The organism is Massilia pseudoviolaceinigra (assembly GCF_030846505.1).
Classification (GTDB): Bacteria; Pseudomonadota; Gammaproteobacteria; order Burkholderiales; family Burkholderiaceae_D; genus Telluria_A; species Telluria_A violaceinigra.
Map to the genome: position 1 here is coordinate 151,041 of NZ_JAVCWL010000003.1, position 24,660 is coordinate 175,700.

Consider the following 24,660-nt stretch of genomic DNA (forward strand, 5'->3'; position numbering starts at 1 on the left):
GACAGGACGCCGGCACACTGAATCTGGAGTAATGCCGCTCTCAGCGGCCGCTGCGCTTGAAGTCCCTGAAGCGAAATCCCAGCCCGAACAGCACCACGAAATACGCCATGCCGCTGCCGGCGACGATGGCGAACAGGGCGCCGGCGCGCAGCCATGGACGGGCCTGCAAGCCGGCCCAGTCGAACTGGATCTTGCAGTAGTAGGCGATCAAGCCCATCACCGTCACGGCGATGACGAGCTTGGCGAAGAACATCAGCCAGCCCGGCTGCGGCACATAAATGCCGCGCTTGCGCAGCATGGTGTACAGCACGGCCGCGTTGAGGCAGGCGCCCATGCCGATCGACAGGGCCAGTCCGGCCACACCCAGCAGCGGCACGAACAGCAGGTTCATCAGCTGTACCGCCACCAGCACCCCGATGGCGATGCGCACCGGCGTGCGCACGTCCTGGCGCGCGTAAAAGGCGGGCGTGAGCGTCTTGACCAGGATGATGCCGACCAGACCGGCGCTGTAGGCCATCAGCGGCATGGCCGCAGCGTGGATGGCCTTGACGTTGAAGGCGCCGTAGTGGAACAGGGTGGCGATCATCGGTTCGGCCAGCGCGGCCAGGCCGATCGAGGCCGGCAGGGCCAGCAGGAAGGTCAGGCGCAAGCCCCAGTTGAGCAGGGCCGAGTATTCGGTGGTGTCGCCCTCGGTATTCGCCTTGGCCAGGCTTGGCAGCAAAATGGTGCCCAGCGCCACGCCCAGCATCGCCGTGGGAAATTCCATCAGGCGGTCGGCGTAGGTGAGGGCCGAAACGCTGCCGGCGCCCAGGCGCGAGGCGATGCCGGTATTTACCAGCAGGCTGATCTGGGCGGCGGAGACGGCGAACACGGCCGGCCCCATCTTCTTGAGCATGCGGTGCACGCCCGGGTCGCGCAGGGCGCCGATGGGATTGAGCGAAATGCGCGGCAGCATGCCGATTTTCATCAGCGAGGGAATCTGGATGCCCACCTGCAAGAGGCCGCCGACCACCACCGCGATCGCCATCGCGTAGATCGGTTGCTCGAGGCGCTCGGCCAGGAACAGCGAAGCCAGGATGAAGGAAATATTCAGCAGCACCGGGGTGAACGCGGGAATCTTGAACTGGCGCCAGGTATTGAGGATGCCGCTGGCCAGCGAGACGAAGGCCATGCAGATAATATAAGGGAACATCACGCGCGTCATGAAGATGGCCGCTTCGCCGGCCTGCGCCGTCTGTTTGGACGTGTCCATGATCCACATGATCAGCACCGGTGTGGCGACGATGCCGGCGATGGTGATCAGGAGGGTCGACCAGATCAGCACCGTGGCCACGCTGTCGACCAGCGGACGGGTGCCTTCGTCGCCGTGCTGGGTCTTGACGTCGGCCAGGATCGGCACGAAGGCCTGGGCGAAGGCGCCTTCGGCGAACATGCGGCGCAGCAGGTTGGGAATGCGGAAGGCGACGTTGAACGCGTCGGTAAATTCCGAAGCGCCGAAAGCGCGCGCGAAAAGACTTTCGCGCAGCAGGCCGGTGACGCGGGACAGCATGGTCATGCTGGAGATGGCAGCCAGGGTTTTGAGCAAGTTCATGGGCCGGGATTATAGCCCGGCAAGAGTGGGGCGGACGGGCGCGTCGGACAAATGTTGATTTTTGAATTGCCCTTGCCGGAAGTTTTCGCTATAATCGAAGGCTGTACAGAATTCTGTTACGCAGACACTAATGTTTGGCAGGCACTGGTTTGACACACAAGGTGTAGAAAAAACACTGGTTTGACAGACGCTATTGTTTGCAAACGCAACTTGACCCCGATTTAGGAAATTCCATGGCAAATACCGCACAAGCACGCAAGCGCGCTCGTCAAGCAGTTAAGCAAAACGCTCACAATTCGTCGCAGCGTTCGACCCTGCGTACCGCTATCAAGGCAGTGCGCAAGGCTATCCAGGCTGGCGACAAAGCTGCTGCAGCGTCGATCTTCCAGGCATCCGTGTCGACCATCGACAGCATCGCCGACAAGAAAATCATCCACAAGAACAAAGCAGCGCGTCACAAGAGCCGTCTGGCTGCTGCTCTGAAAGCGCTGGCTTAATAGCCTGTGCCGCCGCGCGGACTTCGGTCTGCCGGTTGAGCTTGTGAGCACGACAAAAACCCGCCTGGCTTCGGCCCGGCGGGTTTTTGTCGTGTGCGCTTCACTTGCACAATGTTTCCTAACCGGGGTCTGACCCTAATGCCGTTAAGTCAAGCCGTTTTCCGACCGCAAACTTCAAAACCGTCATTCCCGCCTGCGCGGGAATGACGGAGCTTAAGTTAGCGCCATTAAGGTCTGACCCCGGTTAGGAAACTTTTCAGATTTTCTTCATGTCCCCGGCCGGCACTTCCACCCATTCCCCCGGCATCAAGGGATGCGTCGCCAGCGAAAACGGCCCGATGCTGCTGCGTACCAGCCGCAAGGTCGGCAATCCCACCGCCGCCGTCATGCGCCGCACCTGGCGATTTTTCCCCTCCTGTAAGGTGATCGCGATCCAGCTGGTCGGCTTGTCGGCGCGCACCCGGATCGGCGGCGTGCGCGGCCACAGCCAGCCCGGTTCGGCAATCTGTACCGCGCGGCACGGCTTGGTCACGAAGTTCCCCAGGTCGAGCGGCCCCTGCAGCCGCGCCAGCGCGCCGGCATCGAGCGCGCCGTCGACCTGCACCAGATAGGTCTTGGCTTCCTTGTGATCGGGATGGGCGATGCTGTGCTGCAGGCGGCCGTCGGCGGTGAGCAGCATCAGTCCTTCGCTGTCGGCGTCGAGCCGGCCGGCCGGGTAGATGTTGGGCGTGCGCAGGTAGTCGGCCAGCGATGCGCGTCCCGGCTGGGGTGAGAACTGGCACAGCACCTGGAACGGCTTGTTAAAGAGAATGAGGGGCATAATTGAATAGCTGGGAAGGTGTTAAGCTCTCTGTCCATGCGCCGTTCGGCTGACCGCACGGCTGGAGAGCCATTTGTTAGTGTCGCAAAACCGTAGCGCCTAGTAAAATACTGGTGCATAATATGAAACGCGCGTCTTATGTCTTATAGAAGACTACAACTCTCGTTGTATTTATAGTAACCAATTCAGATTGCAGACCATGCCTGACAGACGCAACAATGTTGCTGCCTGCTATGCGTCCACTTCGGAGATCACGATGTATCAACATATCAAAGTACCTGCTGACGGCCAAAAAATCTCGGTCAATGCCGATTTTTCGCTGAATGTACCAGATAATCCAGTCATTCCCTACATCGAAGGCGATGGCACCGGCGTCGATATCAGCCCTGTCATGATCAAGGTCATCGACGCAGCCGTGGCCAAGGCTTACGGCGGCAAGCGCAAGATCAGCTGGATGGAAATCTATGCGGGCGAGAAATCGACCACCGTGTACGGCCCGGACGTGTGGCTGCCGGAAGAAACCCTGCAAGTGCTGAAGGACTACGTTGTCTCGATCAAGGGCCCGCTGACGACTCCGGTCGGCGGCGGCATCCGTTCGCTCAACGTCGCCCTGCGCCAGCAGCTCGACCTGTACGTCTGCCTGCGTCCAGTGCGCTACTTCACGGGCGTGCCTTCGCCAGTGCGTGAGCCAGAGAAGACCGACATGGTCATCTTCCGCGAAAACTCGGAAGACATCTACGCCGGTATCGAATACCAGCAAGGTTCCGAAGGCGCCAAGAAACTGATGGATTTCCTGATCAAGGAAATGGGCGTTACCAAGATCCGCTTCCCTGAGACCTCGGGCCTGGGCATCAAGCCAGTGTCGATCGAAGGTACCGAGCGCCTGGTGCGCAAGGCGATCCAGTACGCGGTCGACAACGACAAGCCTTCCGTGACGATCGTTCACAAAGGTAACATCATGAAGTACACCGAAGGCGGCTTCCGCGACTGGGCGTACGCACTGGCACAGAAAGAGTTCGGCGCTGAGCTGATCGATGGCGGCCCATGGTGCAAGTTCAAGAATCCAAAGACCGGCAAGGACATCATCGTCAAGGATTCGATCGCCGATGCGTTCCTGCAGCAGATCCTGTTGCGTCCGGCCGAGTACAGCGTCATTGCGACCCTGAACCTGAACGGCGACTACATTTCCGACGCGCTGGCGGCACAAGTGGGCGGTATCGGTATCGCTCCTGGCGCCAACCTGTCGGACTCGGTGGCCATGTTCGAAGCGACCCACGGCACCGCGCCGAAGTACGCAGGCAAGGACTATGTGAACCCGGGTTCGCTGATCCTGTCCGCTGAAATGATGCTGCGTCACATGGGCTGGCTGGAAGCGGCTGACCTGATCATCTCGTCGATGCAGAAATCGATCGCCTCGAAAAAGGTCACCTACGACTTCGCCCGCCTGATGGAAGGCGCGACCCAAGTGTCGTGCTCCGGTTTCGGCGATGTGATGATCGAGCAGATGTAAGATTGCCGCTGCGCTCAGGCGCGGCGCGATGGCCCCGTTCTCGCAGGAGGACGGGGCTTTTGTATTATTGGATACGTATTTGCATGCCTGGGGCATGGTGCGTGCGTGGAAGAGGAAAATGCATGCTGCGTTCGCTGTTGATTTCGGCCTTGGCCCTTGCCCTGGCCTCGTCCCTGGGCGGTTGCCAGGACCCGGGTGGGCCCTGTGGCAACGAAGTGCTGTCGGAATCGATGTCGCCGAGCGGGTATGTGACGGCGACGACGTTCCGGCGAAATTGCGGCGCCACCACCGGCTTTGTGAAAGTCGTGGCAGTACAAGCGAGCGCCGATGCCTTCGATGGCGACGACAAAAGCAATTATGTGCTGGTGTCCGATACGGACACGCCGGTCACGGCTACTTGGGAAGGCGCCGACGTGCTGCGCATCCGGCGCTCGGCCGGAAAGAGCGTCTTTCTGGAAATACGCGTGTTCGATGGCATGCAAATCCGTTACAACGACGAGCCGCTCTGACGCTGCGAACGTTGGCGAGGAGCGGCCCGAGAGCTACGGTGGGGCCGCGCCATACTTGCCCGCGCGTGGATAATATATTTCCAAAAATGTAAGAATGTTGGAATGCTAATCGGTTTATACTTTCCTTGTTGTTGATATTTAAACAACTCAACCTGCATGATTCACCTGATGGAATCTGCTGACCAATACAAGGAAAAAAATGACAAAAGTAATTGGCAAACGTGTGTGTGCAATGGTGGTGAGCGGTGTGATCGGCGCGGCTGTGCTGCCTGCGGTCGCCAGCGCCCAGAACGGCGGCGCCGCCCCAGGCAAGCCGGCAACCAGCGTCGCGGCGCTGCAGAAAGCGGAAGCGGCGCTGCTGGCGCCGATCCGCAACGTAGCCGGCAGCACCCATTACATCGTCCTGTTCGCCGACACGGCCGCGCAGCGCTATTCGGCCAAGGCGGTCAGCGACCCGCGCTTCGGGGCCGAGCACGACGGCAAGGTGATGCGCCTGCTGCACGAGGTCGAAGCGGCGCACCGGGTTGCCGCCACCCATGCCTACAGCCACACCCTGCAAGGCTTCGCCGCCTATCTGACCGAGCAGCAAGTGGCGGCCTTGCGGCGCGATGCGCGCATCAAGGCGGTCTCGCCCAATATGCAGGCGGATGCGAGCGCGAACTCCGTATGGGCGGACGTGCAGGTGGGCGCCAGCACCCTGCCGTGGGGCGTGCAGGCCGTGGGCGGCAGCGCGGCCAGTAACGGCGGCGCTACGGTGTACGTGATCGACAGCGGCATCGGCAACCATGTGGACGTGCCGGTGAGCGCGCGCTGGAATGCCCCCGGCGCCTGCTCGATCGGCAAGTACCCGCACGCGACCTTCGTGGCCGGCATTATCGCGGCCAAGAACGACAACGTCGGCGTCACCGGGGTCAACGCCGGCGCCAAACTGGTTTCGCTTGCGTACGGCGACCCTACCTGCGCTGTGGGCAGCAACAGCTTCGCCAATGTGATTGCCGCCCTGGACGAAGCCAAGCGCCGCATTCAGGCCGAGGGCCGCATGGGCGTGGTCAATCTGTCGAGTAACTTCCAGATGGTCAATCTGACGCCCGACCGCACGCCCCTGGTCGCCGCGTTCCAGAAGAGCGTGCGCGCACTGATCGCGCCCGACAGCGCCACCGGCTATCGCGGCGCGGTGTTCGTGCAGTCGGCCGGCAACCGCTATCGCGACGCCTGCCATTACAGCTTCAACGACCGGTTGCCGTCGGACGGCGCGCTGGTGGTCGGTGCGATCGACAGCAATGGCCAGCCGGCGCAGCCCTTGAACGGCACGGGCGCCTTCCCGCCGCTCGACCCCAAGGGAGCGATCGAGATGGGATCGAATTTCGGCAATTGCGTCGATGCCTGGGCGCCCGGCAAATATGTGCGCTCGACCTGGATGAACAGCTACGCCTCCACGTATGTCGTCAGTTCCGGCACCTCGTGGGCCGCGCCCCACGTCACCGCGCTGGCCGCGCGCCTGATCGAAACCACCCCGACCCTGCGCACGCCGGGCGAGGTGGAAAATGCGATCCGCGCGCGCCTGGTCAGCGGCGGCGCGCTGACCCAGGGCACGCCGCTGCGCGTGGCGAGCATCGCCGGCGTGGCGCACAAGGCCAAGCCAACCGTCGAATTCAAGATCGGCAACCAGCTGTCGGCGGCCAACCCGCCCATGCTCGGCGTGGCGCCCAACCCGGCGCTCACCCCCGCCACCGGATTTGACCTGAGCTACGATGCGGTGGGCGCGCAAAGCTGCGACATGCGCGCTTACGTTGATGGCAATCTGGTCGAGCAAAAGCTCGCTGGCCCGACCTCCTTCTACTGGGGCACCCTCACGCGCGCCCCGGGCGTGCACCGCTGGGATGTCGACTGCCGTTCCGCCAACGGCGAGACCAATAGCGCCAGCGCGTCGGCGCGCGTGGCACGCGGCCTGGAGCCGGTCATCACGTTCAGCGTCGACGGCGTGCCGACGACCAATGGCATCCCGCCTGTTTCAACCAGCGTCCCCGTCACCGTGTCCTATCAGGCGACGAACGCCACATCGTGCACTGCGCAGGCCTACCGCCGGCTGCCGGTGGAGTTCTTCGAAACGTGGTACGACAACAAAAACGCACCCACCGCGATGCGCTGGGCGCCGCTGAAACTGGTGAGCGCCGCCGAGTACTACTGGCGTGTCGTTTGCGTCAATCGCAATGCGCCGGGCGCGCCCGAGTCGCAGGAGACGCTGGGACTGCAGGCCATTTGATCGGTCGATGAGGCGCGCCGCCGGTACCAGGCGGCGCGTCTGGCGGCCAGAACGGTTTATGATCTTGAACAAGATCATATTTCGGAGAATGCCGCCATGTTGACGATCAGTGCTTTTCAATACGTTCCGCCCTTTGCCCAGGGCGTGGTGCGCGATTTGCGGGTGCGCTGGGCGCTGGAAGAGGCCGGTCTGCTGTATGAAACCCGCCTGATCGGCCCACCGGACCAGCGCTCGCCGGACTACCTCGCGTTGCAGCCCTTCGGCCAGGTGCCGATGATGCAGGATGGCGAACTGACGCTGTTCGAGTCGGGCGCCATCGTGCTGCACATTGCGCAGCGCAGCGGCGCCCTGATGCCCAGGGAGGAGGCGGGCAGGGCGCGCGCGGCCACCTGGATATTCGCGGCGCTCAATACCGTCGAAGTGCCGATCCAGCAACTGGCCGCGATCGACCTGTTCTTCGCCGATGAGGAGTGGGCCAGGCTGCGCCGTGCGGGCGCGGTGGAGGATGTCCACCTGCGTCTCAGGCAGCTGGCCGCGTGGCTGGGCGAGCGCGAGTACCTCGATGGCGCGTTCAGCGCTGGCGACCTGATGATGACCACGGTGCTGCGCATCCTGCGCCACACTACGATTGTCGATGAGTATCCCACGCTCAAGGCTTACCAGCTGCGCTGCGAGGCGCGCCCGGCCTTCCAGAAAGCCTTGCGCGACCAGATGGCGGCGTTCGAGAAAGCCTGATCAGGCAGCTCTACCGAGCACCCACTGCACCAGCCGATCGCCGTCGGCATCGGTGAGCGTGTGGCTGGCGGAGAAGCCGAGCCGGGCGGCGACGCGCGAGGAGGGCGTGTTGTCCTGATCGATCTGCGCCAGCACCCGTTCTACAGCGCTGTCGGCAAAGGCGATGCGCGCCAGTTCGCGCACGGCCGCCGTGGCGATGCCCTGGCCGCGACACGCCGGCGCAACGCCATAGCCGATCTCGACCTGGCCGTCGATGGGAATATCCTTGAATCCGCAGGCACCGACCACCGTCTCGTCGTCGGCGCGCAGGATCAGGAAACTGGCGCACCAGGCGGCGCTCTTGCCCGCTTCCAGCAGGCCGAGCGCGCGTTGCGCGACAAAGGCGGGCGGCAGGGCGCCGGCGGCGGCGCGGGCGGCCAGGCGGTCGGGAATGCGGGACGCGGCAAGCGTGCGCAGGTCGGCAAGGCCGAGAAGCTGTAAGATGATGGTCATGGATATGCGGCGGGGATAAAAAAACCCCGCTCGGAAGCGGGGTTTTTCACATCGGGGATTGCTTATGCAGCCTGGATGTTGGAAGCTTGCTTGCCTTTAGGGCCTTGCGTGACTTCGAATTGAACTTTTTGACCTTCTTTGAGGGTCTTGAAACCGTTCATGTTGATTGCGGAAAAGTGCGCGAACAAATCTTCGCCGCCGTCATCTGGAGTGATGAAGCCAAAACCTTTGGAATCATTGAACCACTTAACTGTACCTGTTGCCATAAAAGAACTTTCAAAATTATAACCAATCACACGAGCCATAAAAGCAAGAAGCTTCTGCCCCCTCCTCAGCCTGCTCACTTCTTATCAACAAGTACATAAGTACAAGTCGATAACCGCATTGTTGGTTGAAAAAATATCCAAGTCAAGCGCTTTTGCGTCGTAATTGCCAAATTCCTCACACTCTGCGAAAAAGCAACTCTTGATTTACCGAATCGGGTCGCCATCTGCGCATAGATCGGAAAACGCGTAAGATGGAAAACAAATGTAAATGCCCTGATATTTACCCATAGCATCATCGTTGAAAGCATTAGAATAAGCGTATGGCCACTAAGCAAGATACCGAACAACTGCTGGAGCGGCAGACGGTCAAGCCGCCGCCGCTGTACCAGGTAGCACTACTGAACGATGACTACACGCCCATGGAGTTTGTGGTCGCCGTCATCCAGGAATACTTCAACAAGGACCGAGAGACGGCCACGCAGATCATGCTGTCCGTTCATCGTCATGGCAAGGGAGTGTGTGGCGTGTTTTCCAAAGATATAGCGTGTACCAAAGTGGAGTTTGTATTAACGCATGCGCGCAAGGCGGGGCACCCCCTGCAGTGCGTGATGGAGGAAGTATGATTGCGCAGGAATTGGAAGTCTCTTTACACATGGCCTTTGTCGAAGCTCGGCAAGCACGGCATGAATTCATCACCGTTGAGCATTTGCTGCTGGCGCTTCTGGACAATCCATCGGCCGCGGAAGTGTTGCGCGCCTGTGCTGTCAACATTGAAGACCTGCGCAAAACGCTGACCAACTTCATCGGCGACAACACCCCGACCGTGCCTGGCACGGGCGAGGTGGACACGCAGCCGACCCTGGGCTTCCAGCGCGTGATTCAACGCGCCATCATGCACGTTCAGTCGGCATCGAACGGCAAGAAGGAAGTCACCGGCGCCAACGTGCTGGTGGCGATCTTCGGCGAAAAAGACTCGCACGCGGTCTACTACCTGCACCAGCAGGGCGTCACCCGCCTCGACGTGGTCAATTTCATTTCGCACGGGGTGCGCAAGGACCAGCAGGTCGACTCGCAAAAAACGTCCGAAGGCGTGGAAGAGGCGCAGGTCGAAGGCCAGGCCAAGGAAAGTCCGCTCGACCAGTTCACGCAGAACCTGAACAAGGCCGCTGCCGAAGGCAAGATCGATCCGCTGATCGGCCGCGAGGACGAAGTGGACCGCGTCATCCAGATTCTTTGCCGCCGCCGCAAGAACAATCCGCTGCTCGTCGGTGAAGCCGGGGTCGGCAAGACCGCGATCGCCGAAGGCCTCGCATGGCGCATCACGCAGGAAGAAGTGCCCGAGATCTTGCAGAATGCCATCGTGTATTCGCTCGACATGGGCGCGCTGCTGGCCGGCACCAAGTACCGCGGCGACTTCGAGCAGCGCCTCAAGGCCGTGCTCAAGCAGCTCAAGGAAACGCCGCACGGCATCCTGTTCATCGACGAGATCCACACGATCATCGGCGCCGGTTCCGCGTCCGGCGGCACGCTCGACGCGTCCAACCTGCTCAAGCCGGCGCTCGCCAACGGCCAGCTCAAGTGCATCGGCGCGACCACGTACACGGAATTTCGCGGCGTGTTCGAAAAAGACCACGCGCTGTCGCGCCGCTTCCAGAAGGTCGACGTCAACGAGCCGACCGTCGAACAGACCGTGCAGATCCTGCGCGGCCTCAAGTCGCGCTTCGAAGAGCACCATGGCGTGAAGTATTCGTCGTCGGCGCTCTCCACCGCGGCCGAACTGGCGGCGCGCTTCATCAACGACCGTCATCTGCCCGACAAGGCGATCGACGTCATCGACGAAGCCGGCGCGGCGCAACGTATCTTGCCGAAGTCGAAGCAAAAGAAAACCATCGGCAAGGCCGAGATCGAGGACATCATTGCCAAGATCGCGCGCATCCCGCCGCAAACCGTCAACCAGGACGACCGCAGCAAGCTGCAGACCATCGACCGCGACCTGCGCAACGTCGTGTTCGGCCAGGAGCCTGCCATCGATGCGCTGTCGTCGGCGATCAAGATGGCGCGCGCCGGCCTGGGCAAGACCGACAAGCCGATCGGTTCCTTCCTGTTCTCCGGCCCCACGGGCGTCGGCAAGACCGAGGTGGCCAAGCAGCTGGCCTTCATCCTCGGCATCGAGCTGATTCGCTTCGACATGTCGGAGTACATGGAACGCCACGCCGTCAGCCGCCTGATCGGCGCGCCGCCGGGCTACGTCGGTTTCGACCAGGGTGGTTTGCTGACCGAAGCCATCACCAAGAAGCCGCACGCGGTGCTGCTGCTCGACGAGATCGAAAAAGCGCATCCGGATATCTTCAATATCCTGCTGCAGGTGATGGACCATGGCACGCTGACCGATAACAACGGCCGCAAGGCGGACTTCCGCAACGTAATCATCATCATGACGACCAATGCCGGCGCCGAGAGCCTGACCAAACGGTCGATGGGCTTTACCGACTCCAAGGCGGCGGGCGACGAGATGGCCGACATCAAGCGCATGTTCACGCCGGAGTTCCGCAACCGGATCGACGCCACCATCAGCTTCCGCGCACTGGACGAAGAAATCATCCTGCGCGTGGTCGACAAGTTCCTCATGCAGCTGGAAGAACAGCTGCACGAGAAGAAGGTCGAAGCCATCTTCACCGAGAAACTGCGCAAGTTCCTCGCGAAGAAAGGATTCGATCCGCTGATGGGTGCACGGCCGATGGCGCGCCTGATCCAGGACATGATCCGCAAGGCGCTGGCCGACGAACTGCTGTTCGGCCGCCTGGTCAGCGGCGGCCGGGTCACGGTCGACATGGACGAGAAAGATGCGGTCACGCTCGAATTCCCCGAGTCCGACGCTGCGCCTCCACCGGCGGCACCGGAAACGGTCGAAATCGAATAAGCACCGGCAGCAAGCAAAAAGCCCGCAGACGATGCGGGCTTTTTTTATGGCTGCGGCAAATGGCCCTCAGCGCAGGCGCCCGACATCGCTTTGCAGGGCGGTGGCAGGCGCGCTCAGGGCTGCCGGAGCGCGCGTCGGCACCCCGGCCGCCGCCGGTGCTGGCATAGGCTGGGCCGGCGGCGCGCGTGCCAGCAGCGGCGTTTTGAGCGTCGCCACGAACAAGCCCGCCTCGCCAGCATCGATGTCTTGCAAGTGCGTGCTGATCAGCCGCACGTCGCCGTTTTCCGTGGCGCCGGCCAATCGCGGCACATGACGGCAATAAGCCGGATCGATGTGCATATATTCGATAGCGGTCACCCAGTCTTGCTAGCGGCGCAATATCACATGCAAGTACAACATCAATCCCGAAGCCTGGTGTTTCCGGTCGGCGAGGGTGATCTGAACAGGTCGTGGTCATCAATCGAATCCTTTATGGTGCAAATGCATGGCAGCACCATTTGTCGGATAAACAACTTATCTGCATGGTTATCTGCACATCGCATGCCAGCTTATCCAGACTAATACCGCCGGATTAACCCGTCTTGCATTGATTTCTCAACGCCGATGTACAAACACGCACACCGTGTGTGCACCAAAACGTTGCCTAAGTTTCATTAATTCGCCGGTTTTTGATTCCGTTTGCAGCGTTGTCAAGCCTATAGCGCAAGACTATTGCCGAGTCCGCTAGCTCTCTTGATAAATGTCAAAGGTATCGTTTTCAAGAAGCATCTAATAGCTAGGTCGCGGCGAATTACCGCCGCTGTAAATGTAAATACGAAACAGGAGGTCTCCATGCATGCCGCACTGAGCTACGCCAGCGCCGCTCCCGAGCAGCTATCCGCCGCGCTGCATCCGATTGCCGGTGTGGCCACGTCGGTCACCGCATTTGTCGGACGCGCCTTGCGCGGTCCGGTCGACGAACCGGTCGCCATCGCCAGTTTCGCCGAATTCGAGCGCCAGTTCGGCGGCCTGTGGGCTGACAGTTCCCTGGGCTACGCCGTGCGCGATTTCTTTTTGAATGGCGGCGGCAAAGCCGTCATCGTGCGCCTGTACCGCGCGCCGGCGCCGCAGGACGGCGTGGTGCGCAGTCACGCCATCCTGCGCGTGGGCGCCCTGACGCTGCAGGCACGCGATCCCGGCGCCTGGGGCAATGCGCTGCAGGCGCGCGTCGACCACGAGCTGCTCTCGGGCGACCCGCACAGCTTCAATCTGTCGGTGCGCGACAGCGTCACCGGCCATGTGGAGGTATTTCGCAACGTGTCGGTGGGCGCGTCCCACCCGCGCCGGGTCGACCTGGTCCTGCGCAGCATATCGCGCCTGGTGACGATGAACGGCAGCCTGCCCGCCGAACGCCCGGCCTGCGATCCGCGTCCGGCGGGCGAGCACGCCGACGCCTGGGACAGCGGCGCGACCAGCAATACCCGCGTGACCGGGGCCGACCGCGCCGGCGACGAACTGCCGCTCACGCTGGCGGAGTTCATCGGGAGCGGCAAGCTGGCCGCCCGGGCCGGGCTGTATGCGCTGGCGCGGGCCGACTTGTTCAATCTGCTGTGCATTCCGCCGTACCTCGACAACGGCGGCGACCTGCTCGACGGCGGCGTCGACGATGCCCTGGTGGCCGAAGCGGCCGCCTACTGCGAGCGGCGCCGCGCCATGTTCCTGGTCGATCCGCCGCCCGCATGGGACAACGTCGACAACGCCGTCGAAGGCGTCGCCGCGCTTGGCACCAGCAGCCGCAATGCCGCGCTGTTCTTCCCGCGCCTGCTGCAGCCGGTTGACCAGCGTGGCGGCCGGCTCACGCGACTGGTACCGTGCGGCGCGGTGGCCGGCATTATCGCCCGCACCGATCACCAGCGCGGCGTGTGGAAGGCGCCGGTCGGCATGGATACGACGCTGGTGGGCGTGCCGGCGCTGAGCGTGCCGGTGAGCGACAGCGACAACGCCATGCTCAACCCGCTCGGCATCAACTGCCTGCGCAGCATGCCGGGGGCGGGGCGCATTGTGTGGGGCGCGCGCACCCTGCACGACGACGACCCCGATGGCGCGCAGTGCAAATACATGCCGGTGCGGCGCACCGCGCTGTATATCGAAGAGAGTCTGGTGCGCGGCACGCGCTGGGTGATGTTCGAACCGAACGACGACCAGTTATGGGCTCAGATCCGCCTGAGCATCCACGCCTTCATGGTCGGCCTGTTCCGCCAGGGCGCCTTCCAGGGCAAGGCGCCGCACGAAGCCTTTTTTGTCAGCTGCGGGCCGGAGACGACCACGCAGGACGATGTCGAGCACGGGGTGGTCAACATCACCGTCGGCTTCGCGCCAGTCAAGGCCGGCCAGTTCGAGCTGGTGCACGTCCAGCAGGCCGCCGGCCAGGTGCGCAGCCACTGATCCGCTGCACGCGCGGCGCCGCCTTCATCTGCGAGGGCGACGCCGGCAGCTGAGATACCTCAGATTGCCGCGAGCGCGGCGCGCAAGTCGTCGCGCAGGTCTTCCACGTGCTCCACGCCGACCGACAGGCGCACCAGCCCATCGCTGATGCCAAGCAGCGCGCGCTGCGCCGGCGGAATGGTCGCATGCGTCATCAGGGCAGGGTGCTCGATCAGGCTTTCGACGCCGCCCAGGCTCTCGGCCAGGGTGAACACTTCACAGCGTTCCAGGAAGCGGCGCGCGCCGGCCAGGTCGGTATTGAGCTGCAGCGAGATGATGCCGCCGAAGCCGTTCATCTGGCGCTTGGCCAGTTCGTGCTGCGGATGCGATGCCAGGCCCGGGTAGTACACCCACCCGACTTTCGGCTCTTTTTCCAGCCATTCGGCCAGGTCCAGCGCGCTGGCGCAGTGGCGCTCCAGGCGCAGCGCCAGCGTCTTGATCCCGCGCAGGACCAGGAAGCTGTCGAACGGACCCTGGATCGCCCCCACCGAATTTTGCAAAAAGCCGAGCTGCTCGGCCCATGCCGCCTGGTGCTCGCCCGCGCCCACCACGGCAATGCCGCCGATGACGTCCGAATGGCCGTTCATGTACTTGGTCGTCGAGTGCACCACGATGTCCATGCCCAGTTCCAGCGGACGCTGGACGATCGGGCTGGCGAAGGTGTTGTCGCACACCGAAATGATGCCGCGCGCGCGGCAGATGTCGCCGATGGCTTTCAGGTCGGCCAGCTTGAGCATCGGGTTGGTCGGCGTTTCGACCCACACCATGCGCGTTTCCGGACGCAGCGCCGCCAGCAGGGCGGCCGGATCGGTCAGGTCGACGTACGTAAAATCGTGGCCCGCGCTGCGCCGGCGCACGCGCTCGAACAGGCGGTAGGTGCCGCCGTACATATCGTCGCCGGCGATGATGTGCGAGCCGGCGTCGGCCAGCTCCAGCACGGTTGAAATGGCGGCCAGGCCGGAGGCGAAGGCGAACGCCTGCGCGCCGCCTTCCAGGTCGGCCACGCAGCGTTCCAGCGCCCAGCGGGTCGGGTTGTGCGAACGGCCGTAATCGAGGCCCTTGTGCACGCCCGGGCTTTCCTGCACGTAGGTGGAGGTGGCGTAAATGGGCGGCATGACCGCGCCGGTCGACGGATCGGGCGACTGGCCGCCATGGATCACGCGCGTGGAGAGGTGTTTTTTGCTGGTCGAGTCGGTCACGGGTTTATTCACGATAGGGTCCTGCGCAAGTGGTTAAGAAGGTCGAAGCGGGTAATCAGGCCGTAAAAACGGCCTTCGTCGCTGATCACGGCGGTCAGGCCGCGGTCGAGTATATCGCGCAGTTCGGCCATGCTGGCGGATGGGCGCAATGTCTGCAGTTCGGATGTCATGGTGCTGCCGACCTGGTCGCGAAAGCGGGTGGCGTCGCCCGTCACGTGCAGCAGCAGGTCCGACTCGTCGAGGATGCCGGCCAGGCGGCCATGGTCGATCACCGGCAGCTGCGCCAGGTCGGCGCTGCGCATGCGGTTAAATGCCGTGAGCAGCGTGTCGGACGGCGCCACGGTGACCACGTCGCCATCGTCGAAGCGGCGGCCGATCAGGTCGCGCAGGTCGCCCAGGGCAGGGCGCTGCAGCAGGCCCTGGTCGACCATCCAGCCGTCGCTGTACACCTTGGTCAGATAGCGGGTGCCGGTGTCGCAGACAAAAGTAACCACGTTCTTCGGCGTGGTCTGCGCGCGGCAGTAGCGCAGCGCGGCGGCCAGCAGGGTGCCGCTGGACGAACCGGCCAGGATGCCTTCTTCGCGCAGCAGCATGCGCGCGCTGCCGAAGCTGTCTTCATCGCTGATGGTGTAGGCGCTTTTCACGCGCGACAGGTCGGCGATGGCGGGAATGAAGTCTTCGCCGATGCCTTCCACCGCCCACGAGCCGGCGTCGTCGCGCAGCACGCCGGTGTTGATGTAGTCGGCCAGGATCGAACCCTCGGGATCGGCCAGCACGAATTCCAGGTTGGGCTGCACCGTTTCAAAATAGCGCGACAGACCGCTCAGGGTGCCGGACGAGCCGACGCCGACCACGATGGCGTCGAGGTCGTGCCCGGTCTGCTCCCACAGCTCAGGGCCGGTGGTTCTCTGGTGTGCGAGCGGGTTGGCCGGGTTGTTGAACTGGTCGGCAAACCACGAGCCGGGTATCTCGCGCGCCAGGCGCGCCGCGACATCCTGGTAGTACTCCGGGTGCCCCTTGCCGACGTCGGATCGGGTCAGGTGGATTTCGGCGCCGAGGGCTTTGAGATGCAGGATTTTTTCGATCGCCATTTTGTCGGGCACGACCAGCACAACGCGGTAGCCTTTCAGACGCGCGACCAGGGCCAGGCCGAGGCCCGTATTGCCGGCGGTCGCTTCGACCACGACGCCGCCGGGTTTCAGGCTGCCGTCGGCTTCAGCCGCTTCGATCATGGCGCGGCCGATGCGGTCCTTGATGGATCCGCCGGGGTTTTGCGATTCGAGTTTGAGGAACAGGCGGCACGGGCCGGTGTCGATGCGGGTCACTTCGATCAGCGGGGTGTTGCCGATCAGGGAAAACAGGGCGGGCTGCGTTGTAGATGACATGAGAACCTCCGAAAGCCGGTTCGGCAGCCTCGTGGGCAGCCGCTCCGGCGGAAAAAGGGCGGATCATAGGCGCGTCTTTACGGCATTGGAACGAATGATTTTATGCTTCGATATACGAATTCTGATGCGATTTGCGCAAAAGTCGGGTGATCCCGTCAGCCGCCCGATTTCAACTTGCGCCACAACGTCGTCCGGCTGATGCCCAGGTGGGCGGCAGCTTCGTCGCGCCGGCCGCCGAAGCGCGCAAGCACCTGCTCCACCGTTTCGGCCGCCGGTGCCTGCGCGGCCAGTGGCGGCTGGACATCCCGGCCCAGTTCCGGCGCTAAGGACAGCACAAACGCCGGCGTCAATGCCTGCAAAGGCTCGGCCGCCAGAAACAGCGCGACCCGTTCCATCAGGTTGCGCAGTTCGCGCACATTGCCCGGCCAGCCGTAGCGCTCCAGCAGCGGCGCGCAGCCCGCCATCTCCGCATGCAGATTGGGATGCGGCCGCGCGCCCAGCGCCGCCAGCGCATTCTTGAGCGACCACTCGGCCAGCGCCACCACGTCTGCACTGCGTTCGCGCAGCGGCGGTAACGACAGCCGCAGTACCGCCAGCCGGAAAAACAGATCGGCCCGAAAACGTCCCTCGCGCACCCGCTGTTCCAGGTCGCAGTGGGTGGCGCAGACAACCCGTACATTGATCGCAATCGGGCGCGTGCCGCCAACCCGCACCACCTCGCGCTCTTCCAGCACGCGCAGCAGGCGCGTTTGCAGCGGCAGCGGCATTTCGCCGATCTCGTCGAGGAACAGCGTGCCGCGGTTGGCTGCTTCGAACAGGCCCGCGTGGCCGCCGCGGCGCGCGCCGGTGAACGCACCTTCCTCGTGTCCGAACAGTTCCGATTCCAGCAGCGACTCGGCCACCGCGCCGCAGTTGATGGCCACGAACGGCCGGTTTGCACCCAGGCTGCGCGGGCTTTCGCGGTGAATCGCCTGCGCCACCAGCTCCTTGCCGGTGCCGGTTTCGCCCTCGATCAGCACCGTGGCGGGCGAGCGCGCATACAGGACCACCGCCTGGCGTAAGGTCTCCATCGCTTGCGACTCGCCGCGCAGATCGTTCAGTCCATGCCGCGTGCGCAAGGTGTCGGCGACCACCGCACGCCGGCCGCTGTTCGATTCGAGCTGGGTCAGGCGCGCCAGTTCCAGCGCATCGTCGAAGGCCTGGCGGATCGACGCGGCCGAGTACACGAAGACGCCGGTCAGTCCCGCTTCTTCGGCCAGGTCGGTGATCAGGCCCGCGCCGACGATCGCCTCGATCCCGGCCGCTTTCAGGTCGTTGATCTGGGCGCGCGCGTCTTCTTCGGTGACGTAGGTGCGCTGCGCGATGGAAAAGCCGAACGTGCCGGCGAATTCGGCCAGTTCGGGCAGCTGCTGCTGGTAGGTGATGACGCCGATGAGGGCCGATACGCGGCGCGCGCGCGCCAGCGCCTGCATCATGTCGAAGCCGCTGGCCTTGGCGATCACCACCGGCACCGACACGCGGCCTTTCAGGTAAGCCGCGTTCGAGCCGGCCGCGATCACCACGTCGCAGCGTTCATTGGCCATGCGCTCGCGGATATGGCGGGCGGCGTCGTCGAAGCCAAGGTTGACCGGCTCGATCGCCGCAAGATGGTCGTATTCGAGCGTAATGTCGCGGAAAAGGTCGGACAGGCGCGATACCGAAACGGTCCAGATGACCGGTTTGTCGTGGGCGTCGCCAGCAGTGCGGGAAGAATAGGGCATGTTTCAATTGTACCGCAGTCGTGTTTCGATGTTTCACGATGAAACACAAGTGAAACATGCTAATCCAGCACTATTTCCGATCGGCTCGTTTTGATTTAGCGCAAGCTATTGAATGTAAAGCCGTTTCCGGCATTCCCTCACTGTTCGTAGGCCTGCAACATGGGTGGCACGCCGCTTGCAATGGTGTCAGGGTCGTCTGTTTAACGCATCATCCCCAGGAGAAACGTAATGAGAGAATCACGAGGCGCGATGTTCCGCCGCGCAGTCCAGGAAGAGTCGCCATTGCAGGTTGTCGGCACCATCACCGCCTACACCGCGCGCATGGCCGAACAAACCGGCTACAAGGCCGTGTACCTGTCCGGCGGCGGCGTGGCCGCCAACTCGCTCGGCATGCCGGACCTCGGCATCAGCACCATGGACGACGTGATCACCGATGCCCAGCGCATCACCGACACCTGCGGCCTGCCGCTGATGGTCGATATCGACACCGGCTGGGGCGGCGCCTTCAACATCGCGCGCACGATCCGCCACATGATCCGCGCCGACGTGGCAGCGGTGCACATGGAAGACCAGGTTTCGGCCAAGCGCTGCGGCCACCGCCCGGGCAAGGAGATCGTCAGCAAGGAAGAAATGGTCGACCGCATCAAGGCCGCCGTGGACGCCCGCCATGACGAAAGCTTCGTCATCATGGCGCGCACCGATTCGCTGGCCGTCGAAGGCCTGAACGCCGCCATCGATCGCGCCTGCGCCTACGTCGAAGCCGGCGCCGACATGATCTTCCCGGAAGCGATCACCAAACTGGAGATGTACAGCCAGGTGCGCGACGCGGTCAAGGTGCCGATTCTCGCCAACCTGACCGAATTCGGCGCGACCCCGCTGTTCACGCTTGACGAACTGCGCTCGGCCAAGGTCGATATCGCCCTGTACTGCTGCGGCGCCTACCGCGCCATGAACGCGGCGGCCCTGAATTTCTACAAGACGCTGCGCGCCGAAGGCACCCAGAAAAACGTCGTCCCGACCATGCAAAGCCGCATGGAGCTGTACGACTACCTTGGCTACCACGAGTACGAGCAAAAGCTCGACTCGCTGTTCGCCCAGGGTAAAGAAAAGTAATCACACTAATTAAGAAGAATCGCGGAGTTCACATGACTGACATCACTACCCCGGCCGAAGCCGTTCCATTCAAGCCGAAAAAATCGGTCGCGCTGTCCGGCGTCACCGCCGGAAATACCGCACTGTGCTCGGTCGGCAAGACCGGCAACGACCTGCACTACCGCGGCTACGACATCCTCGACGTCGCCGACAGCTGCGAATTCGAAGAAATCGCCTACCTGCTGGTGCACGGCAAACTGCCGAACGACGGCGAACTGCGTGGCTACAAGGCGCACCTGAAGTCGATGCGCGGCCTGCCGCAGGCGGTCAAGAGCGCGCTCGAAGCGCTGCCGGCGTCGAGCCATCCGATGGACGTGATGCGCACCGGCGTGTCCACCCTCGGCTGCGTACTGCCGGAAAAAGACGACCATAACGTGTCCGGCGCGCGCTCGATCGCCGACCGTCTGATGGCTTCCTTCGGCTCGATGCTGCTGTACTGGTACCACTTCAGCCACAACGGCCGCCGCATCGAAACCGAAACCGACGACGACTCGATCGGCGGCCACTTCCTGCACCTGCTGCACGGCGTCAAGCCGCCAGAGGCGTGGGTCAAGGCGATGCACACCTCGCTGATCTTGTACGCGGAGCACGAGTTCAATGCCTCCACCTTCACCGCGCGCGTGATCGCCGGCACCGGTTCCGACATCCATTCGGCCATTACCGGCGCGATCGGCGCGCTGCGCGGTCCGAAACACGGCGGCGCCAACGAAGTCGCGCTCGATATCCAGAAGCGCTACGAGAACCCGGACGAAGCCGAAGCCGACATCCGCAACCGCGTCGCCAACAAGGAAGTCGTGATCGGCTTCGGCCACCCGGTCTACACCGTGTCCGACCCGCGCAATAAAGTCATCAAGGAAGTGGCGCGCTCGCTGTCCGAAAGCGCCGGTTCGACCAAGATGTTCGACATCGCCGAGCGACTGGAAACCGTCATGTGGGAAGTCAAGAAGATGTTTCCGAACCTGGACTGGTTCTCCGCCGTGTCGTACCACATGATGGGCGTGCCGACCGCGATGTTCACGCCGCTGTTCGTCATTTCGCGCACCTCCGGCTGGGCCGCTCACGTGATCGAGCAGCGCATCGACAACAAGATCATCCGCCCGAGCGCCAACTACGTCGGCCCGGACGACCTGACGTTCGTGCCGCTGGCCGACCGCAAGTAAGGATCTGATATGAACACGAATCACCGCAAGAACCTGCCGGGCACCAAACTCGATTTCTTCGACGCGCGCGCCGCGGTCGACGCCATCGAGCCCGGCGCCTACGACAAGCTGCCGTACACCTCGCGCGTGCTGGCTGAAAACCTGGTGCGCCGTTGCGACCCCGCGACCTTGAACGCTTCGCTGGGTCAACTGATCGAGCGCAAGCGCGACCTTGACTTCCCGTGGTTTCCGGCGCGCGTGGTCTGCCACGACATCCTCGGCCAGACCGCGCTGGTCGACCTGGCCGGCCTGCGCGACGCGATTGCCCTGCAGGGCGGTGATCCGGCCCTGGTCAACCCGGTGGTGCCGACCCAGCTCGTGGTCGACCATTCGCTGGCGGTCGAATGCGGCGGGTTCGATCCCGACGCCTTCGACAAGAACCGCGCCATCGAAGACCGCCGCAACGAAGACCGTTTCGACTTCATCAACTGGACCAAGAAGGCGTTCAAGAACGTCGACGTGATCCCGCCCGGTAACGGCATCCTGCACCAGATTAATCTCGAGCGCATGTCGCCGGTGGTCCAGGTGCAGGGCGGCGTGGCCTTTCCGGACACCCTGGTCGGCACCGACTCGCACACCCCGATGGTCGACGCGCTCGGCGTGATCGCGATCGGCGTTGGCGGCCTGGAAGCGGAAAGCGTGATGCTCGGCCGCGCCTCGTGGATGCGCCTGCCGGACATCATCGGCGTCGAGCTGACCGGCAAACCGCAGCCGGGCATCACCGCCACCGACACGGTGCTGGCGCTGACCGAATTCCTGCGTCAACAGAAGGTCGTGTCGTCCTATCTCGAATTCTACGGCGAAGGCGCTGCACACCTGACCCTGGGCGACCGCGCGACGATCTCCAACATGGCGCCGGAATACGGCTCCACCGCCGCGATGTTCTACATCGACGAGCAGACCATCAAGTACCTCAAGCTCACCGGCCGCGACGACGAACTGGTCAAGCTGGTCGAACTGTATGCGAAGCACACCGGTTTGTGGGGCGAGTCGCTCAAGAGCGCCGAGTACGAGCGTGTACTGAGCTTCGACCTGTCGTCGGTGGTGCGCACCATCGCCGGCCCGTCCAATCCGCACAACCGCGTGCCGACGTCGGAATTGGCCGCGCGCGGTATCAGCGGCGTGGTCGAAAACGAACCGGGCCTGATGCCCGACGGCGCCGTCATCATCGCGGCCATTACCAGCTGCACCAACACCAACAACCCGCGCAACATGATCGCCGCCGGCCTGATCGCGCGTAACGCCAACAAGCTGGGACTGACGCGCAAGCCCTGGGTCAAAAGCTCGCTGGCACCGGGCTCCAAGGCCGTCACCCTGTACCTGGAAGACGCTGGCCTGATGCCGGAACTGGAAACGCTCGGCTTCGGTGTCGTCGCTTACGCCTGCACCACCTGCAACGGCATGTCCGGGGCGCTCGATCCGGTGATTCAAAAGGAAGTGGTGGAGCGCGACCTGTACGCGACCGCAGTCCTGTCGGGCAACCGCAACTTCGACGGCCGCATCCACCCCTACGCGAAACAGGCGTTCCTGGCGTCGCCGCCGCTGGTGGTGGCCTACGCGATCGCCGGCACGATCCGCTTCGACATCGAGAAGGATGTGCTGGGCATCGGTGCCGACGGCAAACCGGTCACGCTCAAGGATATCTGGCCGAGCGACGAGGAGATCGACGCACTGGTGGCGTCCAGCGTCAAGCCGGCGCACTTCCACAAGGTCTACATTCCGATGTTCGCCAAGCAGGAAGACGACGGCATCAAGGTCAGCCCACTGTACGACTGGCGTCCGAATACCACCTACATCCGCCGTCCGCCGTACTGGGAAGGCGCGCTGGCCGGTGCGCGCACGCTGGCCGGCATGCGGCCGCTCGCGGTCCTGGGCGACAACATCACCACCGACCACCTGTCGCCGTCGAACGCGATCATGCTCGATTCCGCAGCCGGCGAATACCTGGCGAAGATGGGCCTGCCGGAGGAAGACTTCAATTCCTACGCCACCCACCGCGGCGACCACCTGACCGCGCAACGAGCCACCTTCGCCAATCCGACCCTGAAAAACGAAATGGTCGTGGTGGACGGTAAGGTCAAGGCAGGCTCGCTGGCGCGCATCGAACCGGAAGGCACGGTCACCCGCATGTGGGAAGCGATCCAGACCTACATGGAGCGCAAGCAGCCGCTGATCATCATTGCCGGCGCCGACTACGGCCAGGGCTCCTCGCGCGACTGGGCCGCCAAGGGCGTGCGCCTGGCCGGCGTGGAAGCCATCGTCGCAGAAGGCTTCGAGCGCATCCACCGCACCAACCTGGTGGGCATGGGTGTGCTGCCGCTGGAGTTCGAACCTGGCGTGAACCGCATCACCCTGGCGATCGACGGCAGCGAAACCTTCAGCGTGCTGGGCGAACGCACCCCGCGCGCCACGCTCACCTTGGTGATCACGCACGTGTCCGGCGACACGGTCGAAGTGCCGGTCATCTGCCGTCTGGACACCGCCGAAGAAGTGGCGATCTACGAAGCCGGCGGCGTGCTGCAGCGCTTCGCCCAGGACTTCCTCGAATCGACCGTGAAGGAAGCATGATGGCGCACCTGCCTCAAATCCGGATTCCCGCCACGTATATGCGCGGCGGCACCAGCAAGGGTGTGTTCTTCCGCCTGCAAGACCTGCCCGAAGCGGCGCAGGTGGCCGGCGCCGCGCGCGACGCGCTGCTGCTGCGCGTGATCGGCAGCCCGGACCCCTACGGCAAGCAGATCGACGGCATGGGCGGCGCCACGTCGAGCACCAGCAAGACGGTGATCTTGTCGAAGAGCGCAAAACCCGATCACGATGTCGACTACCTGTTCGGCCAGGTCGCCATCGACAAGGCCTTCGTCGACTGGAGTGGCAACTGCGGCAACCTGTCGGCCGCCGTCGGCTCGTTCGCCATCGGCGCGGGGCTGGTCGATGCCGCCCGCATTGCGCACGATGGCGTGGCCGTGGTGCGCATCTGGCAGGCCAACATCGGCAAGACCATCATCGCGCACGTGCCGGTCACGGGCGGCGCGGTACAGGAAACGGGCGCCTTCGAGCTCGATGGCGTCACCTTTCCGGCCGCCGAAGTGCAGCTCGAGTTCATGGACCCGGCGGCCGAGGAGGAGGGCGCCGGCGGCGCCATGTTCCCGACCGGGCAGGTGGTCGACGACCTGGACGTGCCGGGATTGGGCACGCTCAGGGCCACCATGATCAACGCCGGCATCCCGACCATTTTCGTCGATGCGCAGGCCATCGGCTACACCGGTACCGAGCTGCAGGACGCGATCAACGGCGACCCGAAGGCGCTGGCCATGTTCGAATCGATCCGCGCGCACGGGGCGGTGCGCATGGGCCTCATCAAGCATGTCGACGAAGCGGCCACGCGCCAGCACACGCCCAAGGTGGCGTTCGTGGCGCCAGCGGCAGCCTACGTGTCCTCGAGCGGCAAGCAGGTCGCCGCGGCCGATATCGACCTGCTGGTGCGCGCCATGTCGATGGGGAAGCTGCACCACGCGATGATGGGTACCGCCGCCGTGGCCATCGGCACCGCGGCAGCCATCCCCGGCACCGTGGTCAGCCTGGCCGCCGGCGGCGGCGAGCGCAGCGCGGTGCGCTTCGGCCATCCGTCCGGCACCCTGCGCGTGGGCGCGGAAGCGACGGTAGTCGATGGCGACTGGCGCGTCGCCAAGGCCATCATGAGCCGCAGCGCGCGCGTGCTGATGGAAGGGTGGGTGCGGGTACCCGGCGACGCCTTGCGAGGCCTCTGACGCCCTTCCACCGTCCGCGATGACGATCTGTCAAGGCCCGCCACGCACTCCGCGTGGCGGGCCTGTCTGTTTTTTGGCGTTTTCGCCAATATCGGGCCAATTGTGGTTTATGATCGGCTGTCCGCTGCCCGC

The 24,660-nt window shown here is 63.6% G+C and carries 20 protein-coding genes; 12 read left to right on the top strand and 8 right to left on the bottom strand.

What is annotated here, in order from left to right:
- Positions 1 to 40 precede the first annotated feature (40 nt).
- Positions 41 to 1,591, bottom strand: a complete 1,551-nt coding sequence (gene murJ / locus RBA40_RS04265) for a murein biosynthesis integral membrane protein MurJ (RefSeq protein ID WP_306646243.1) — start codon at positions 1,589 to 1,591, stop codon at positions 41 to 43.
- 233 nt (positions 1,592 to 1,824) lie between these two features.
- Here murJ and rpsT point away from each other — a divergent pair, with 233 nt between their 5' ends.
- Entirely contained in the window at positions 1,825 to 2,088 is a 264-nt protein-coding gene (gene rpsT, locus RBA40_RS04270; protein WP_054267030.1) for a 30S ribosomal protein S20, read from the top strand.
- Between the two features lie 256 nt (positions 2,089 to 2,344).
- Here rpsT and RBA40_RS04275 read toward each other — a convergent pair whose 3' ends face one another.
- Positions 2,345 to 2,908 carry a pseudouridine synthase gene (locus tag RBA40_RS04275; protein ID WP_306646245.1) on the bottom strand — a complete coding sequence of 188 codons (564 nt, stop codon included), beginning with the start codon at positions 2,906 to 2,908 and terminating at the stop codon, positions 2,345 to 2,347.
- A 256-nt stretch (positions 2,909 to 3,164) separates the two neighbouring features.
- Here RBA40_RS04275 and icd point away from each other — a divergent pair, with 256 nt between their 5' ends.
- From icd to RBA40_RS04295, 4 genes are all read left to right on the top strand, one after another.
- A complete protein-coding gene (gene icd / locus RBA40_RS04280) occupies positions 3,165 to 4,418 on the top strand; it encodes an NADP-dependent isocitrate dehydrogenase (RefSeq protein ID WP_099882967.1) in 1,254 nt (417 codons plus the stop codon).
- Positions 4,419 to 4,540: 122 nt separating this feature from the next.
- The gene (locus tag RBA40_RS04285) at positions 4,541 to 4,927 is read left to right on the top strand and encodes a hypothetical protein (RefSeq protein ID WP_306646246.1); all 387 of its coding nucleotides are present in this window, start codon (positions 4,541 to 4,543) and stop codon (positions 4,925 to 4,927) included.
- A gap of 199 nt (positions 4,928 to 5,126) precedes the next feature.
- The gene (locus RBA40_RS04290; RefSeq protein ID WP_306646248.1) at positions 5,127 to 7,190 is read left to right on the top strand and encodes a S8 family serine peptidase; all 2,064 of its coding nucleotides are present in this window, start codon (positions 5,127 to 5,129) and stop codon (positions 7,188 to 7,190) included.
- 96 nt (positions 7,191 to 7,286) lie between these two features.
- Positions 7,287 to 7,925: a glutathione S-transferase family protein gene (locus tag RBA40_RS04295; protein ID WP_306646250.1), complete on the top strand. Its 639-nt coding sequence runs from the start codon at positions 7,287 to 7,289 to the stop codon at positions 7,923 to 7,925.
- On the opposite strand, the gene RBA40_RS04300 is transcribed toward RBA40_RS04295, so the two are convergent.
- Positions 7,926 to 8,417, bottom strand: a complete 492-nt coding sequence (locus RBA40_RS04300) for a GNAT family N-acetyltransferase (RefSeq protein ID WP_306646252.1) — start codon at positions 8,415 to 8,417, stop codon at positions 7,926 to 7,928.
- 62 nt (positions 8,418 to 8,479) lie between these two features.
- Entirely contained in the window at positions 8,480 to 8,683 is a 204-nt protein-coding gene (gene cspE, locus RBA40_RS04305; RefSeq protein WP_010395943.1) for a transcription antiterminator/RNA stability regulator CspE, read from the bottom strand.
- Between the two features lie 320 nt (positions 8,684 to 9,003).
- Between cspE and clpS the strand changes: the two genes are divergently transcribed.
- Together clpS and clpA are read left to right on the top strand one after the other, a co-directional pair.
- The gene (gene clpS / locus RBA40_RS04310) at positions 9,004 to 9,306 is read left to right on the top strand and encodes an ATP-dependent Clp protease adapter ClpS (protein WP_099881541.1); all 303 of its coding nucleotides are present in this window, start codon (positions 9,004 to 9,006) and stop codon (positions 9,304 to 9,306) included.
- Positions 9,303 to 11,603 (top strand): ATP-dependent Clp protease ATP-binding subunit ClpA, encoded by a 2,301-nt coding sequence (clpA, locus tag RBA40_RS04315; RefSeq protein ID WP_306625578.1) that lies wholly within the window; start codon positions 9,303 to 9,305, stop codon positions 11,601 to 11,603. Before clpS ends, clpA begins: the two co-directional genes overlap by 4 nt.
- Before the next feature lie 66 nt (positions 11,604 to 11,669).
- On the opposite strand, the gene RBA40_RS04320 is transcribed toward clpA, so the two are convergent.
- Complete coding sequence (locus RBA40_RS04320; RefSeq protein WP_306646254.1) at positions 11,670 to 11,960, bottom strand: hypothetical protein; 291 nt, start codon at positions 11,958 to 11,960, stop codon at positions 11,670 to 11,672.
- A gap of 474 nt (positions 11,961 to 12,434) precedes the next feature.
- Between RBA40_RS04320 and RBA40_RS04325 the strand changes: the two genes are divergently transcribed.
- Positions 12,435 to 14,027, top strand: coding sequence for a phage tail sheath family protein (locus tag RBA40_RS04325; protein WP_306646256.1), 1,593 nt, complete (start codon positions 12,435 to 12,437; stop codon positions 14,025 to 14,027).
- A gap of 59 nt (positions 14,028 to 14,086) precedes the next feature.
- Here the strand turns inward: RBA40_RS04325 and RBA40_RS04330 are convergent, their stop codons facing one another.
- The 3 genes from RBA40_RS04330 to prpR all read right to left on the bottom strand — a co-directional run bounded on the left by RBA40_RS04330 (position 14,087) and on the right by prpR (position 18,410).
- Positions 14,087 to 15,277 (bottom strand): trans-sulfuration enzyme family protein, encoded by a 1,191-nt coding sequence (locus tag RBA40_RS04330; protein ID WP_306646258.1) that lies wholly within the window; start codon positions 15,275 to 15,277, stop codon positions 14,087 to 14,089.
- Positions 15,274 to 16,650, bottom strand: a complete 1,377-nt coding sequence (locus RBA40_RS04335) for a pyridoxal-phosphate dependent enzyme (protein WP_306646260.1) — start codon at positions 16,648 to 16,650, stop codon at positions 15,274 to 15,276. Before RBA40_RS04335 ends, RBA40_RS04330 begins: the two co-directional genes overlap by 4 nt.
- A gap of 155 nt (positions 16,651 to 16,805) precedes the next feature.
- Entirely contained in the window at positions 16,806 to 18,410 is a 1,605-nt protein-coding gene (prpR, locus tag RBA40_RS04340) for a propionate catabolism operon regulatory protein PrpR (protein WP_306646262.1), read from the bottom strand.
- A gap of 228 nt (positions 18,411 to 18,638) precedes the next feature.
- Here prpR and prpB point away from each other — a divergent pair, with 228 nt between their 5' ends.
- The 4 genes from prpB to prpF are packed head-to-tail and all read left to right on the top strand — an operon-like array spanning position 18,639 to position 24,528.
- Positions 18,639 to 19,523 carry a methylisocitrate lyase gene (gene prpB / locus RBA40_RS04345; RefSeq protein ID WP_306646263.1) on the top strand — a complete coding sequence of 295 codons (885 nt, stop codon included), beginning with the start codon at positions 18,639 to 18,641 and terminating at the stop codon, positions 19,521 to 19,523.
- 32 nt (positions 19,524 to 19,555) lie between these two features.
- On the top strand, positions 19,556 to 20,722 hold the full coding sequence (prpC, locus tag RBA40_RS04350; RefSeq protein ID WP_306646265.1) for a bifunctional 2-methylcitrate synthase/citrate synthase: 1,167 nt from the start codon (positions 19,556 to 19,558) through the stop codon (positions 20,720 to 20,722).
- A 9-nt stretch (positions 20,723 to 20,731) separates the two neighbouring features.
- Entirely contained in the window at positions 20,732 to 23,329 is a 2,598-nt protein-coding gene (gene acnD, locus RBA40_RS04355) for a Fe/S-dependent 2-methylisocitrate dehydratase AcnD (protein WP_306646267.1), read from the top strand.
- A complete protein-coding gene (prpF, locus tag RBA40_RS04360) occupies positions 23,329 to 24,528 on the top strand; it encodes a 2-methylaconitate cis-trans isomerase PrpF (RefSeq protein WP_306646426.1) in 1,200 nt (399 codons plus the stop codon). The genes acnD and prpF overlap by 1 nt, the downstream gene beginning before the upstream one ends.
- Positions 24,529 to 24,660 lie beyond the last annotated feature (132 nt).

What these genes read in the sequence shown, in the direction of transcription:
- prpC (WP_306646265.1), top strand. Translation starts at nt 19,556, where the DNA reads ATGACTGACATCACTACCCCGGCCGAAGCCGTTCCATTCAAGCCGAAA.
- cspE (WP_010395943.1), bottom strand. Translation starts at nt 8,683, where the DNA reads ATGGCAACAGGTACAGTTAAGTGGTTCAATGATTCCAAAGGTTTTGGC.
- RBA40_RS04295 (WP_306646250.1), top strand. Translation starts at nt 7,287, where the DNA reads ATGTTGACGATCAGTGCTTTTCAATACGTTCCGCCCTTTGCCCAGGGC.
- prpR (WP_306646262.1), bottom strand. Translation starts at nt 18,410, where the DNA reads ATGCCCTATTCTTCCCGCACTGCTGGCGACGCCCACGACAAACCGGTC.
- RBA40_RS04300 (WP_306646252.1), bottom strand. Translation starts at nt 8,417, where the DNA reads ATGACCATCATCTTACAGCTTCTCGGCCTTGCCGACCTGCGCACGCTT.
- RBA40_RS04290 (WP_306646248.1), top strand. Translation starts at nt 5,127, where the DNA reads ATGACAAAAGTAATTGGCAAACGTGTGTGTGCAATGGTGGTGAGCGGT.
- RBA40_RS04325 (WP_306646256.1), top strand. Translation starts at nt 12,435, where the DNA reads ATGCATGCCGCACTGAGCTACGCCAGCGCCGCTCCCGAGCAGCTATCC.
- acnD (WP_306646267.1), top strand. Translation starts at nt 20,732, where the DNA reads ATGAACACGAATCACCGCAAGAACCTGCCGGGCACCAAACTCGATTTC.
- prpB (WP_306646263.1), top strand. Translation starts at nt 18,639, where the DNA reads ATGAGAGAATCACGAGGCGCGATGTTCCGCCGCGCAGTCCAGGAAGAG.
- rpsT (WP_054267030.1), top strand. Translation starts at nt 1,825, where the DNA reads ATGGCAAATACCGCACAAGCACGCAAGCGCGCTCGTCAAGCAGTTAAG.
- RBA40_RS04335 (WP_306646260.1), bottom strand. Translation starts at nt 16,650, where the DNA reads ATGTCATCTACAACGCAGCCCGCCCTGTTTTCCCTGATCGGCAACACC.
- clpA (WP_306625578.1), top strand. Translation starts at nt 9,303, where the DNA reads ATGATTGCGCAGGAATTGGAAGTCTCTTTACACATGGCCTTTGTCGAA.
- icd (WP_099882967.1), top strand. Translation starts at nt 3,165, where the DNA reads ATGTATCAACATATCAAAGTACCTGCTGACGGCCAAAAAATCTCGGTC.
- RBA40_RS04285 (WP_306646246.1), top strand. Translation starts at nt 4,541, where the DNA reads ATGCTGCGTTCGCTGTTGATTTCGGCCTTGGCCCTTGCCCTGGCCTCG.
- prpF (WP_306646426.1), top strand. Translation starts at nt 23,329, where the DNA reads ATGGCGCACCTGCCTCAAATCCGGATTCCCGCCACGTATATGCGCGGC.
- clpS (WP_099881541.1), top strand. Translation starts at nt 9,004, where the DNA reads ATGGCCACTAAGCAAGATACCGAACAACTGCTGGAGCGGCAGACGGTC.
- murJ (WP_306646243.1), bottom strand. Translation starts at nt 1,591, where the DNA reads ATGAACTTGCTCAAAACCCTGGCTGCCATCTCCAGCATGACCATGCTG.
- RBA40_RS04275 (WP_306646245.1), bottom strand. Translation starts at nt 2,908, where the DNA reads ATGCCCCTCATTCTCTTTAACAAGCCGTTCCAGGTGCTGTGCCAGTTC.